The organism is Herpetosiphon sp., assembly GCF_003512625.1.
Classification (GTDB): Bacteria; Chloroflexota; Chloroflexia; order Chloroflexales; family Herpetosiphonaceae; genus Herpetosiphon; species Herpetosiphon aurantiacus.
This window is the reverse complement of the sequence record NZ_DOPT01000052.1, coordinates 1-11,915: the sequence shown is the minus strand read 5'-3', so window position 1 is coordinate 11,915 and position 11,915 is coordinate 1. Positions and strand designations below refer to the sequence as shown.

Sequence of the window (11,915 nt, the reverse complement as noted above, 5' to 3'; positions counted from 1 at the left end):
GGTGCTGGCATCGTGACCGAAATTATCGCCTAAACTATTGCTTTGAATCAGCACAAACGCGATCAGCCATTTGGTCTGATCGCGTTTGTGCCTCAACCTGCGTTATCAGCAGGCCAAGTATGACAAACGGGGGCAACCCCGCATTATTATGTTTGGCCCTGATTTACATCTACAGAGGGTTCTCATGGCAAAGAAAGAAAACCGCATCGTAATCACTTTGGCTTGTACCGAGTGTGGCGATCGCAACTACACAACGACCAAAAATCGCAAAAACGACACAAATCGTTTAGAATTGATGAAATACTGCCCCCGTTTGCGCAAACGCACGTTGCACCGCGAAACGAAGTAGTATTAGAATTGCGCACACGCGGTCGCGCCTAGCGCCCCGCAGCATTTCTATTTCATCAGGAGGTTGTGGTGGCCGTGGCAACAGAAGAAAAAGAAGATTACAAACCGAATCCAATCGCCCAATTTTTCCGCGATGCGTTTTCGGAAATGCGTAAGGTCGTTTGGCCAAGCCGCGAGGAAACTCAACGCTTAACGCTGGTCGTTATTGGCATTTCGTTGTTGGTTGGGTCGATTCTAGCAGTCTTCGACTTGCTATTTGAAACGCTGGTGCGGCTGATCCAATAATTACCCGCCGACTGCGAGGCTCAGAATGTCTGACAACGAAGAAGAAAAATCCACTACTCCCGAAGGTGTCCATTGGTACGTAATTCATACCTATTCAGGCTATGAAAACAAAGTGATGCAAAATCTCCGTCATCGGATTGAATCGATGGACATGCGGAACCAAATTTTCCGTGTGGTCGTGCCAACCGAAGAAGAGATTGAAATCAAAAATGGGCAACGTCGGACTGTTCAAAAAAAGGTGTTTCCTGGCTATGTGCTCGTTCAAATGGCCATGACCGACGATTCGTGGTATGTGGTGCGTAATACACCAGGTGTCACCTCGTTTGTGGGCATGGGAACTAAGCCATCACCATTGGCCGATGAAGAAGTACGCTTTATTCTGAAGCAAATGGAAGAAGAAGCACCCAAAGTTAAGGTCAACTACGAAATTGGCCAAACTGTCAAAATTACCGATGGCCCCTTCACCGACTTTGAAGGTGTGGTCGATGAGATTGACGAAGAACGTGGGCGCGTGCGCGTGCTTGTCTCGTTCTTTGGCCGTGAAGCTCCAGTTGAACTTGATTTCTTACAAGTTATTCGCGTTATAGAATAAACACCCGCGACACCTAGTTCGCGAAGGAGTCCTCTGTGGCAAAGAAAGTAACCGCAGTCGTTAAGTTGCAATTGCCTGCTGGTAAAGCAACGCCTGCACCACCCGTTGGTCCTGCACTTGGTGCAACTGGTATCAACATTATGGCGTTTTGTAAAGATTACAACGAAAAAACGTCAGCTCAAGTTGGTACAATTATTCCAGTTGAAATTACGGTTTATTCAGACCGCTCTTTCACCTATATTCTCAAAACCCCACCTGCTGCCGACTTGTTGCGCAAGGCTGCTGGCATTCAGCGTGGTAGCGGTAAAACTGGTACCCAAGGTGCTGGCTCAATCACCCGCGCTCAATTACGCCAATTGGCTGAAACCAAAATGCCTGATTTGAACGCCAATGATATCGAAGCCGCCGAAAAAATTATTGCTGGTACCGCTCGCTCAATGGGTATCGCGATCAAAGACTAAGTGAAAGGCAAAAGGCAAATATCAAAAGGCAAAATTTGCCGATAATTGCTGTTGCTCACTTATTCACCCACATTTACCTAAAGAGTAAGCCAAAATTTAAATTAAACGTAGCTATGTTTAATGTTGATTTTTGACTTCTGACTTTTGATTTGATGTTGTGGCAGAAGCTTACGCTTCGTAAAGACCACAAGGAGCTAATTGTTCATGGCAAAGCAACACGGTAAAAAATACCTGGCTGCTGCGGCAAAAGTAGAAGCAGATCGCTTGTACACGCCCGAAGAAGCTGCGGCTTTGGTCAAAGAAACATCGTTCACCAATTTTGATGCAACCGTTGAACTCCACGTGCGCTTGGGTATCGATCCTCGCCACGCCGACCAAACGGTGCGGAGCACTGCTTCGTTGCCCCACGGCACTGGTAAGAGTGTGCGCGTGTTGGTTTTCGCTCAAGGCGATACCGAAAACATCGCTCGCAATGCTGGCGCTGAAATCGTCGGCGGCGATGAGTTGATCCAACGCATCGAAAAAGAAAACTTCATCGATTTCGACGTAGCCGTTGCTACCCCCGACATGATGGGTAAGGTCGGTCGCTTGGGCCGGATTCTCGGTCGCCGTGGCTTGATGCCAAACCCCAAGAGCGGTACGGTTGTGCCTCCTGGCGATTTGCCCCAAGCGATCAAGGCTTTGCAAGGCGGTCGCGTCGAATTCCGCAACGATAAAACTGGTTTGTTGCACGTTGCCATCGGCAAAATCAGCTTCACCCCTGATCAAATCCGCGAAAACTTGGTAGTGTTGTTGGATGCGATCAAGGCTGCTAAGCCAAGTGGTTCAAAAGGTGTTTACATCAAGAGCCTTACCCTGACCAGCACTATGGGTCCTGGGATTCCGCTCGATGTGAATGTTGCTCAAGCAACTGCCTAATTGTTACCAGCGATCAGCGGGAATGGCTACTGCCGTTCCCGCTGATGGTGTTTTAGCCCTCAGTTTCGTGAATCAGTACGCTGCAACAGGTCAACGCGCCCTCAGCCTTCGTCAACTCGCTGTTATCCACCAAAATTAATTGATAGCCCCGCTGGCGTAAGCGTTCAGCAGTTGCCGAATAGGCCTGATCGTAGAGTAAACGCCCATAGTGCAGTTGCACCACATTCGCCGCAAATTCTTCACGCGGGTCAACTTCGATTACCTGATATTCAGCAAATACTTGCGGTTCGACCCACTGTGGGTTGAGCAAGACGGTATTGCTATCAACTGCACAAACAGCAGTTTTCAGATGCAAACATTGGCCTAATTCAACCCCTTGGACACGATAGCCAAAAGCCTTGGTTACTGCCTGCACCTGCTCGACCGCTGCCTGATTGCTGCGGCTCGAAAGCCCAATCCAAATCGTTTTGCCCAAAACTACTACATCGCCGCCATCGAGGGTAGCTGGTTCGCTCAGCCATGCTAGTTGGCGGTAATTTTGCAATACGGCGGCCATAGCTGCCAACTCTGGGCGGCGTGATGCAGCGCCAGGCCGCGTAATGATCGCCAGCTCTGGCAAGACCAAGGCCGTATCTTCTACAAACACTGAATCGGCCAAATCTTCGGCTACACTGAGTTCGACAACCTGATAGCCGTTGGCCGCCAGCGTGGTGCAATAGCTGGCATGTTGGCTCTGAGCGCGGCTAAAATCAATTGGCTGACGTTCAAGATGGGTCAATTCACACTGTTGAATCGCCGGACTAACCGGACGCACAATTGCGGTTGGCATAGAAATTGCTATCCTCCTTGGCTACTTCTAAAGATCCACGTATGTACCACAGGCAGTCGTTCTACGATGGTTTACCGTATAATAACAATAGCATTTGCATGTTTGCCAGCATCATGTGTTGGCCAAGCACCAACCTATGGAGGGGTTGCGCCATGGAATTTCGAATGGGTATGTCGCCGGAGGCGCTAGCACAACAAGCCATGTCAACCAAAGCCTCGCCCGCTTTGATTGCACTTAACAATATGCTGGTGCTTTCAACCCACGAATTGCAACAATTGATCCAACAAGAGCTTGAGGAGAATCCCGCTTTAGAAAATGTTGACCTAGAGCCAGATGAAACCTGCTCGCGTTGTGGCCGCCCCTTGATTGAGATGCTCTGTTTATACTGCGTTCATGAAGATCAGCGCTTGGCCGAGGCTGAACGTGGCGATTATACCGCTGCTGGCGAAGACGATGAATTTGATCCATTGATGATGGTGGCGACTCCCGCTCAACTTAGTGAGGTGTTGCTACGCGATTTACGCGCTTCGTTGCCTGAGCAAGATTATTTTATCGCTGAATATTTGGTTGGCTGTTTGGATGACCAAGGCTTTCTCGATGCCAATACCGGCGATATTGCGGCAACCCTGACGATCGATGAAGAACGGGTGATTGCAGTCTTGCTCAAATTGCAAGATATTGCTCCAGTTGGAGTTGGGGCGCGTGATGTGCAAGAATGTTTGTTGTTGCAGTTGCGCCGTTTGGATGAAGAAGATGTGCGCCATCCCTATGTTGAACGAGTGATCACCGAGTTTTGGAATGATTTGGCTGAGCACCGCTATGGGGCAATTGCCCAGGCGCTCAATGCCGAATACGATGCTGTGGTTGAAGTGCGCGAGTTTATTCGTGAACATTTGCGCCCCTATCCGTTGGCGCTCAGTGGCGAAGGCTCAGCCCGCACCAACTATATTATGCCCGATGTGATTATTCGTGAGAACGAGGGCAAACTCGAGGCCGAAGTGCTGATGTCGGATCGCAGCTTTTTGCGGATTAATCCGCTATATCAATCGTTGGTCAAACGTGGGCGCGAAGCTGAGGCTGAAATGTCTTCCGAAGATCGCGATCATCTTAGTCAGTATGTGGCACGTGCTCAAATGTTCCTGACCAATATTCGCCAACGCCGCGAAACTATCCGTCGGATTAGTGAATTTTTGATTGAAACTCAAGAAGATTTCTTGCGCCAAGGCGTGCGGTTCTTGCGGCCAATGACCCGCGCTGAAGTGGCTGATGGCATTGGTGTCCACGAATCGACCGTGAGCCGTGCGACCGCCAATAAATATGTCCAATTGCCCAATCGCTCGGTAATTCCGTTTAGCCATTTCTTCACGGCCTCGTTGAATGTCAAGGATGTGCTGCTAGAATTGGTGCAAAATGAAGTGCGACCACTCACCGACCAAGAATTAGTCGAATTGTTGGCTGAACGTGGCTTTGAGGTGGCGCGGCGCACGATTGCCAAATATCGTAATCAATTGAATATTTTGCCCTCAACCTTGCGCTAAGCAGCGGTTTGAGGAAAGGGTGTGGGATGCAGCGTTGGCGACATTGGCTCGAATGGTTGGTGCTCGGCGGATTAAGTGTATTAATCGCCCGTTTGATGTTGCTGTTGTTCGCGGCTAATCCTGAACAGCCATTTACCCAAATTGTGCTGTGGTTGAGCCAAGGCTTGGTTTGGCCGTTGGCATGGCTTGATCAAACGCAACCAACGACAGGCGTGCGTTTCGAGCGTGGCACGTTCTTGCTTATTATGTTTGGGCTGGTCGGGATGAGCATTTGGCAATTGCGCCAAGCACGGAGAACTAACCATGGAATGGAGTAGCTTCTTTCGGATTGTCGGTTGGACGATCGCCATTGCTGGGGGCTTGGGCTTGGCGGGCCTAGCCTTGATTTGGTATCGACTCAAAAGCCTGAATGTGCCTGATGGCGCTTCCTATCGCGAAACGATGCTGCGGGTGCCGCTCAGCTTGGTGATTGTGCTTGACCTGCTGGATTTGGCGTTTGATGTGTTTGCCGCGCCAATTTCGTGGATTGTGCTGAGCCATTTCAATTTGCAAGGCTTGCGGCGAGTGAGCGTGGTCGAGGCTTTGATTCCAGGCACGCAAGTTATTCCATGGATGACTGTGAGTTGGTTTGCGGTACGCTTGTTTGACCGTTATGCCCAGCCCGACGAAAGAGTTGAGCCATGAGCAATGAGGCCACTTTGAAGATTAGCCTAATTATGAATCCGGCTTCGGGTACGTCTGAGCAAGGTGCTTTGCTACTCGAAACCCTTGCGCCAATGAGTGGCGTGACCATCTTAACGACCGATGCTGCTGGTGAAGGCGAACGTTTGGCGCGGCAAGCAGTGGCAGATGGAGCTGAATTGGTCGTAGCGGCTGGCGGCGATGGCACGATCAACGAGGTTGTTAAAGGCTTGATCGAAGCTGAACGACGGGTTCCATTGGGTATTATTCCGCTGGGCACTGGCAACGATTTGGCACGTACTTTGGCCTTGCCAACCGATCCCTTGGAAGCTTGGAAATTGATTTTGGTTGGCGAACGCCGCAAGCTTGACGTAATCGAGATTCGCACGCCGCGCGAATTGCATTATGCCTTGAATGTATCGGCGGGCGGGTTTAGCGGCCAACTCAACGAAGCCATGTCGAGTGAAGTTAAATCGGCATGGGGGCCGTTGGCTTATTTGCGGGGAGCCTTGGGCGTTTTACCTGATTTGACCAGCTATCGAACAACGATTCAATACGATGATCAAGCGCCTGAGCAAGTTGATGCGCTGAATATTATTATTGCCAATGGCCGAACCGCAGCGGCTGGAGTGCAAGTTGCTCCGTTGGCCAACCCCGAAGATGGCCTGCTCGATGTAGTGATTGTGCACTATGGCTCGATTATGCAATTGGCGGGAGCAGCGGCACGCTTATTGGTCAATGGCAATTATCTAAATAGCGAGTTGGTCGAGTTGCGGCGAGCCAAAAAAGTGCAAGTTATCTCTGATCCAGAAATTTGGTTCAACGCCGATGGCGAATTAATTACCAACGAGCCAATTGTGTTTGAAGTGCTGCCTCAAGCCTTGGAAGTGGTGGTCGGTGCTGAGTATCAAGCAGTCATTGAGGATGTAACGACAGGCAGCTAGGGTTGATCCACAAAGGACACGAAGGGCACGAAGCATGGGGCTATGGGCTATAGGTTATCGAAAGTCGTGGAGATATTCAAATTATTCCGCTAGCCAATAGCCTTCTGCCGATAGCCATGGTCTCTGTATTGACAAGGAGTTTTACCATGAGTGACGATTTACGTGATGAACTGCGCGATTTAGCGGGGTATCGCAACGACGAAAGTGATATTCTGGGTGTTTTCAATGCTGATGAAATTGAAAACACCCAAGATTTTACCGTGACTGATATTGAACAAGGCGAAACCGAAGCCTATGCCGATTTGAGCGAACCACTTGAATCGCTTGATGAATTGACCAGTGAAAATCTGCGCGAAGGCGAAACCGACGATGTGATTGAGGCAATCCAAGAAGGCTTAAGTTATGTGCCACCAATCGACGACCCCTTAGATTTTGACGATGCTGACTAAGAACGAGGCTATCGGCTTTGGGTTATCGACGCTCCTCGAGCTATCCAACCTTATTCTGATAGCCTAGAGCCTTACTCCCTCTGCGTGAAATTGTTGATTGATAGAGTGGCCAACTGATCTTCTGAGTCCCGACCCCTGACCCCTGATGTCCAAACCTCGATTCCATGTGCTGATTCCCTCGCATTCATCCTTCTGCCTGTTATCTGCGTATTGCCAAGAGGATATGCTGATGAGATCATACTTAAAAAACATTGAGTAGCAAGAATTTCAATGGCATAATAAAAACTACGTGATCGTTAGCTGGGGGATTGGTGGTTAAAATAAGGATGAATTGCCCATGGATGTTTTTGCAACACGGCGCTTTAATTTTTCGGCTTCGCATCGCTATTGGCGCGAAGAATGGAGCCTAGAACAAAATGAGGCGGTGTTCGGCAAATGTACCAATCGCTATGGTCATGGTCACAACTACGAGTTATTTGTGACGGTTGCTGGGGCGGTTGACCCGATCACTGGGATGGTTATGAATATGGTTGAGTTAAAGCGCCTCGTAACAATGGTGTTAGACCAGTTTGATCATAAACATCTGAATGAGGATACCCCCTACTTTCGTGAAGTGATTCCGACAACCGAAAATCTGGTACGGGTTTTGTGGGGCTTGATCGAGCCGCAATTGCCTAAAGGAGTACGTTTAGCCAAATTACGTTTGTATGAAAATAGCGATTTGTATGCTGAATATTTTGGGCGGCAACAGCAGGCGACATTTAATCGGCGCTATGAATTTTCGGCGGCGCATCGCTTGCATGCCCAAAGCTTAACTGATGAAGCGAATCGTGAAATCTATGGAAAGTGTAATAATCCCAATGGTCATGGTCATAATTATCAACTAGAGGTTACGGTTGATGGCCTGATTGATGCCCAAACCGGCATGGTGATTGATTTGGTGGATATGGATCGGCGCGTGCAGAGTGTGCTTGACAACTGGGATCATCGTCATCTTGATTATCAGGTTGCCGAATTTGCCGAACAGCCCTCGACTGCTGAAAATATTGTGGTGGTGCTGTGGCAACGCCTCGAAGCCTTATTTGGCTCGCAATTAAAGCATTTGCGGCTGTGGGAAACCGCCAATAATGTGTTTGATTACCCGCTCAGCCAGCATTGAGCAGCGGCAACCCTGAATCGTGGATGAGGTTCTGGAACTACTAATGCAAAGGATGGATCAGATGACGCTTATTTACTCTGGCAATGGACTCAATGGCAACTCAGCACCAGCAGTGCGCGAAGATATGGAAGCCGCCGTGCGAACCATTCTCGAAGGTCTCGGCGAGGATGTTGATCGTGAGGGCTTGCAACGCACCCCGCATCGGGTTGCCAAAATGTTTGGCGAGCTGACCGCTGGTTATCATACTGATCCGGTGGCGTTGATTAACGATGCCATTTTTACGGTCGAATATAACGAAATGGTCTTGGTGCGTGATATTGAATTTTCGTCGCTGTGCGAACATCATATGTTGCCATTTTGGGGCAAAGCCCACGTTGCCTATGTGCCAAATGGCAAAGTGCTTGGGCTTTCGAAAATTCCACGGATTGTTGATATGTTTGCCAAACGTTTGCAAGTGCAAGAACGCCTAACCCGCGAAATCGCCGATTTTGTGGCGCAAACGATCGATGCAAGCGGCGTAGCAGTGGTGGTACAGGGTGCGCATATGTGCTCAATGATTCGTGGCGTTAAAAAGGCCAACGCTCGCATGGTCACGCAATCGTTGCAAGGTGTGTTTAAAACCGATCCGCAAATTCGCGCTGAATTTATGGGTCATATCACGGCGAATTTTTCCGATGACTAAAACAATGGTGATTACTGGAGCTGGCCGTGGGATTGGCCGGGCAATTGCCTTGGCCTGTGCCGCCAACAACCAACTGGTTTTGCTCGCTCGCAGCGCAGCTGAATTGCAAGCAGTTGCCATTGAAATCCAATCGGCTGGTGGAACGGCGCAGGTTGTGGTTGGCAATGCTAGCGATCCAGCGATTGTGCAACAGGCAATTGATCTGGCGCAGCAAGCGGGCCAAGGTCACATCGATGGGCTGATTTTGGCGGCGGGGGTGGCTCACGTGGCCCACGTTGGCGCGTTAAGTTTACAGCAATGGCAACAATCGTTGGATGTTAATTTAACTGCCAGCTTTTTGGCATGTCAAGCAGCATTGCCCTATCTCAAGGCTGGCAGCCAAATTATTGCGATTTCGTCGATTGCTGGCAAAAGTGGCTTTCCAGGTTGGGCGGCCTATTCAGCAAGCAAATTTGGCTTGATGGGCTTTTTGCAGGCTTTACGCGAAGAACTGCGCCCGCAGGGAGTACGAGTGACGGCAGTCGTTTCGGCGGCGGTTGATACTGCCTTGTGGAACGACGTGGCAGGCAGTTGGAACCGCCAAAATATGTTGCAAGCCAGCGAAGTTGCCAACGCGGTTGCCCATATTTTGAGCCAACCAAGCCATGTACTGATCGACGAGATCAGTATTGGCCATGTGGTCGGTAAATTGTAAGCAACAAAAAACCGAGGCGGTAAATGCCGCCTCGGCTTACTCTGGAAGCCCCAGATTGAGAATGGTCGAGCATCAAACTGAAAGGCTGCGATGTGCGATGGTAGTGCGATGTCGAGTGCAATGAGCTAGGACGATGCGACAACGTGCTGGAATGTCGTGCTGCAATGTAGTAGTGCGATGAGTGCTGCAACGAGTTTGGTTGGTGCGACGATGTGCGATGATGTGTACTACGACGATGCTAGGTTGCTGGGCAACTACGATGTTCAGTTCGATTACTCTGGATGTATCATACCAAGCTTATTCCACTGATTCAATCAAGCGACAGTCCATAGCTTGATAGCACCCCACTTCCCCCGTATGTGTCATCAAAAATTTTTAATAAATCACCCATTTAAGCTTCAATTCCAACATTCTACTAAATAAGTCGAATGTTTTCGTCATTTTAGCAGCTTATAGCCTGCAATTTCGTCATTCGCCTTAATAATCCGCCTAAACACAGGGGGGATGTAGCCATAAAGTACTATTGTAGTGCGTAGGGATTAGATTTTGGATGTCGAGGTTGAATTATTTTTTTGATCCACGAAGGACACGAAGGGCACAAAACATGTTTAGCCACAGTTTGCCCAGATTGATTTGATTATTCTGCTATGGACAATGCTTGACCCTAAATGCCAACAATTCTCTGAGCATCCATAGTTCAAGCCAATAGCCCAATTCCTATGTTCTATGGAGCTTTTGACAGTAGTGGCACAGACTTGTATCCTTAGGTGAAACAAAGTTTTGCACCAAAACCTATAAGGAGTTAAGTTAAATGAGTAAGCCAACGATTGTTGTCCTTGAGGGCGATCAAACGGGGCAAGAACTGCTTGAAGAAAGTCTGCGCGTCCTTGATCCTGCGGTGACGGGCGTTGATATAGAGCTAAAGCGCTACGATTTGAGCCTCGAATCGCGCCGAGCGACCAATAATCAAATTGTGTTGGAAGCAGCTCAAGCCATGAAGGAAGCTGGTTTTGGCTTGAAAGCCGCTACAATCACTCCTGAAAAAGCTGGCGATGTTGGTAGCCCTAACGCTATTCTGCGCGAACAAATCAATGGTACGGTGATTGTACGAACGGGCCGCCGGATTCCAGGCGTGCGCCCAGTTGGTGGTGCGTATGCGCCAATCTCGGTCATTCGCATGGCGGTTGACGATGCCTATGGTGCCAAAGAATGGCGCGAAGGCGAAGGCGATAATGAAGTTGCTTATCGCACCGAGAAAATCACCCGTGGCACGTGCCGCGCCGTTTCAGAATATGCCTTTATGCATGCTCGTCGCATGAAAGCCAAAGTTTTCGGTGGCCCCAAATATACGGTTAGCCCAATTTATGAAGGCATGCTTAAGGAAGAAATGGATGCAGCCGCCAAGCGCTATGCCGATGTACGCTACGAACCACAGTTGATCGATGCGACCTATGCTTTGCTCTTGACCAACTCGGGCGATCCAATGGTGATTCCTGCGCTCAACCGCGACGGCGACTGCTTGAGCGACTTGGTATTGCAAATGTTCGGCACGATTGCTGGCGCAGAATCATTGCTCTTGGCCTTCGACAAAGATTTCAAAGTTAATGTTGTGATGGCTGAAGCACCCCACGGCACGGCTCCCAGCTTGGAAGGCAAGAATGTTGCTAATCCAATGGCGATGATTTTGGCTTCGGCAGCCTTGCTTGATTATATTGATACACCGCAAGCCAACATGGCAGCCCGCGCGATCAGCGAAGCTACCTTGGAAGCTGTCTACGACGGCGTGCGTACTGCCGATTTGGGTGGCCACACCACCACCAGCGATTTCACCGACGAAGTGATTCGCCGCGTAAAAACCAAAATGGAAGTTTGGCCATCGCTCGGTAACTAAATCTAAACCGCTCGCTGCAAGAAATTGTGGCCAACTTGCACATTAGAAAGCACACTGCAACGGCGGAGTGTGCTTTTGTATTATTCGGGAATCAGGTGTTGGGGGTCGGGGATCGGGTTTGATCCACGAAGGACACGAAGAGCACGAAGCATTATTGTTTAGCCACGAATTACACGAACTACACCAAAATATGCCGCTAGCCAATCGATCTAATTTTGATTTTTGACCTTTGCCTTTTGCCTTTCAGAGGAATTGCCATGGCCAACAGCATTAGCGATTTTTTTGGCTCGAACAATGCTGGTTTTGGTGATGTGAATATTGATGCGGTGATTGCGGGCAATAACAATCAAATTAACAAATATTTGCAATTGCCAACCCAAACCGACCCTTTGCCAGCCGCTTTGGCTCGCTTAGCAACCTTGCCTTTGTGCGACGTGAGGTCGC

General features: G+C 49.4%; 16 protein-coding genes. 15 read left to right on the top strand and 1 reads right to left on the bottom strand.

What is annotated here, in order from left to right; translation table 11 throughout:
* The first annotated feature begins 184 nt into the window (after nucleotides 1-184).
* From rpmG to rplA, 5 genes are all read left to right on the top strand, one after another.
* Nucleotides 185-349, top strand: coding sequence for a 50S ribosomal protein L33 (rpmG, locus tag DEF47_RS12005; protein WP_041303786.1), 165 nt, complete (start codon nucleotides 185-187; stop codon nucleotides 347-349).
* A gap of 68 nt (nucleotides 350-417) precedes the next feature.
* Nucleotides 418-633: a preprotein translocase subunit SecE gene (gene secE / locus DEF47_RS12000; RefSeq protein WP_041303789.1), complete on the top strand. Its 216-nt coding sequence runs from the start codon at nucleotides 418-420 to the stop codon at nucleotides 631-633.
* A 25-nt stretch (nucleotides 634-658) separates the two neighbouring features.
* Nucleotides 659-1,225 (top strand): transcription termination/antitermination protein NusG, encoded by a 567-nt coding sequence (nusG, locus tag DEF47_RS11995; RefSeq protein ID WP_012187681.1) that lies wholly within the window; start codon nucleotides 659-661, stop codon nucleotides 1,223-1,225.
* 35 nt (nucleotides 1,226-1,260) lie between these two features.
* A complete protein-coding gene (rplK, locus tag DEF47_RS11990) occupies nucleotides 1,261-1,686 on the top strand; it encodes a 50S ribosomal protein L11 (protein ID WP_012187682.1) in 426 nt (141 codons plus the stop codon).
* A 204-nt stretch (nucleotides 1,687-1,890) separates the two neighbouring features.
* Nucleotides 1,891-2,604 (top strand): 50S ribosomal protein L1, encoded by a 714-nt coding sequence (gene rplA, locus DEF47_RS11985; protein ID WP_012187683.1) that lies wholly within the window; start codon nucleotides 1,891-1,893, stop codon nucleotides 2,602-2,604.
* Nucleotides 2,605-2,656: 52 nt separating this feature from the next.
* On the opposite strand, the gene DEF47_RS11980 is transcribed toward rplA, so the two are convergent.
* Nucleotides 2,657-3,433, bottom strand: a complete 777-nt coding sequence (locus DEF47_RS11980; protein WP_012187684.1) for a dimethylarginine dimethylaminohydrolase family protein — start codon at nucleotides 3,431-3,433, stop codon at nucleotides 2,657-2,659.
* Nucleotides 3,434-3,585: 152 nt separating this feature from the next.
* On the opposite strand from DEF47_RS11980, the gene rpoN reads away from it, so the two are divergent.
* The 10 genes from rpoN to DEF47_RS11930 all read left to right on the top strand — a co-directional run.
* Complete coding sequence (gene rpoN, locus DEF47_RS11975) at nucleotides 3,586-4,971, top strand: RNA polymerase factor sigma-54 (protein ID WP_012187685.1); 1,386 nt, start codon at nucleotides 3,586-3,588, stop codon at nucleotides 4,969-4,971.
* Between the two features lie 26 nt (nucleotides 4,972-4,997).
* Nucleotides 4,998-5,288 (top strand): hypothetical protein, encoded by a 291-nt coding sequence (locus tag DEF47_RS11970; protein WP_012187686.1) that lies wholly within the window; start codon nucleotides 4,998-5,000, stop codon nucleotides 5,286-5,288.
* Nucleotides 5,275-5,655 (top strand): hypothetical protein, encoded by a 381-nt coding sequence (locus DEF47_RS11965; protein ID WP_012187687.1) that lies wholly within the window; start codon nucleotides 5,275-5,277, stop codon nucleotides 5,653-5,655. The genes DEF47_RS11970 and DEF47_RS11965 overlap by 14 nt, the downstream gene beginning before the upstream one ends.
* A complete protein-coding gene (locus tag DEF47_RS11960; protein ID WP_012187688.1) occupies nucleotides 5,652-6,596 on the top strand; it encodes a diacylglycerol/lipid kinase family protein in 945 nt (314 codons plus the stop codon). Before DEF47_RS11965 ends, DEF47_RS11960 begins: the two co-directional genes overlap by 4 nt.
* Before the next feature lie 146 nt (nucleotides 6,597-6,742).
* Nucleotides 6,743-7,045, top strand: coding sequence for a hypothetical protein (locus DEF47_RS11955; RefSeq protein ID WP_012187689.1), 303 nt, complete (start codon nucleotides 6,743-6,745; stop codon nucleotides 7,043-7,045).
* A gap of 337 nt (nucleotides 7,046-7,382) precedes the next feature.
* Nucleotides 7,383-8,204 carry a 6-carboxytetrahydropterin synthase gene (locus DEF47_RS11950; RefSeq protein WP_012187690.1) on the top strand — a complete coding sequence of 274 codons (822 nt, stop codon included), beginning with the start codon at nucleotides 7,383-7,385 and terminating at the stop codon, nucleotides 8,202-8,204.
* Nucleotides 8,205-8,265: 61 nt separating this feature from the next.
* The gene (gene folE / locus DEF47_RS11945; protein ID WP_012187691.1) at nucleotides 8,266-8,886 is read left to right on the top strand and encodes a GTP cyclohydrolase I FolE; all 621 of its coding nucleotides are present in this window, start codon (nucleotides 8,266-8,268) and stop codon (nucleotides 8,884-8,886) included.
* Entirely contained in the window at nucleotides 8,879-9,580 is a 702-nt protein-coding gene (locus tag DEF47_RS11940; protein ID WP_012187692.1) for an SDR family oxidoreductase, read from the top strand. Before folE ends, DEF47_RS11940 begins: the two co-directional genes overlap by 8 nt.
* An 811-nt stretch (nucleotides 9,581-10,391) precedes the next feature.
* Complete coding sequence (locus DEF47_RS11935; RefSeq protein ID WP_012187693.1) at nucleotides 10,392-11,471, top strand: isocitrate/isopropylmalate family dehydrogenase; 1,080 nt, start codon at nucleotides 10,392-10,394, stop codon at nucleotides 11,469-11,471.
* 257 nt (nucleotides 11,472-11,728) lie between these two features.
* Nucleotides 11,729-11,915: hypothetical protein (locus DEF47_RS11930; protein WP_287045153.1), on the top strand; the 187-nt coding region annotated here is incomplete at its 3' end.

Excerpts from the sequence above, each read along its gene's own strand:
- rpmG (WP_041303786.1), top strand. The coding sequence starts at position 185 with ATGGCAAAGAAAGAAAACCGCATCGTAATCACTTTGGCTTGTACCGAG.
- nusG (WP_012187681.1), top strand. The coding sequence starts at position 659 with ATGTCTGACAACGAAGAAGAAAAATCCACTACTCCCGAAGGTGTCCAT.
- rplA (WP_012187683.1), top strand. The coding sequence starts at position 1,891 with ATGGCAAAGCAACACGGTAAAAAATACCTGGCTGCTGCGGCAAAAGTA.
- DEF47_RS11980 (WP_012187684.1), bottom strand. The coding sequence starts at position 3,433 with ATGCCAACCGCAATTGTGCGTCCGGTTAGTCCGGCGATTCAACAGTGT.
- rpoN (WP_012187685.1), top strand. The coding sequence starts at position 3,586 with ATGGAATTTCGAATGGGTATGTCGCCGGAGGCGCTAGCACAACAAGCC.
- DEF47_RS11970 (WP_012187686.1), top strand. The coding sequence starts at position 4,998 with ATGCAGCGTTGGCGACATTGGCTCGAATGGTTGGTGCTCGGCGGATTA.
- DEF47_RS11965 (WP_012187687.1), top strand. The coding sequence starts at position 5,275 with ATGGAATGGAGTAGCTTCTTTCGGATTGTCGGTTGGACGATCGCCATT.
- DEF47_RS11960 (WP_012187688.1), top strand. The coding sequence starts at position 5,652 with ATGAGCAATGAGGCCACTTTGAAGATTAGCCTAATTATGAATCCGGCT.
- DEF47_RS11955 (WP_012187689.1), top strand. The coding sequence starts at position 6,743 with ATGAGTGACGATTTACGTGATGAACTGCGCGATTTAGCGGGGTATCGC.
- DEF47_RS11950 (WP_012187690.1), top strand. The coding sequence starts at position 7,383 with ATGGATGTTTTTGCAACACGGCGCTTTAATTTTTCGGCTTCGCATCGC.
- folE (WP_012187691.1), top strand. The coding sequence starts at position 8,266 with ATGACGCTTATTTACTCTGGCAATGGACTCAATGGCAACTCAGCACCA.
- DEF47_RS11940 (WP_012187692.1), top strand. The coding sequence starts at position 8,879 with ATGACTAAAACAATGGTGATTACTGGAGCTGGCCGTGGGATTGGCCGG.
- DEF47_RS11935 (WP_012187693.1), top strand. The coding sequence starts at position 10,392 with ATGAGTAAGCCAACGATTGTTGTCCTTGAGGGCGATCAAACGGGGCAA.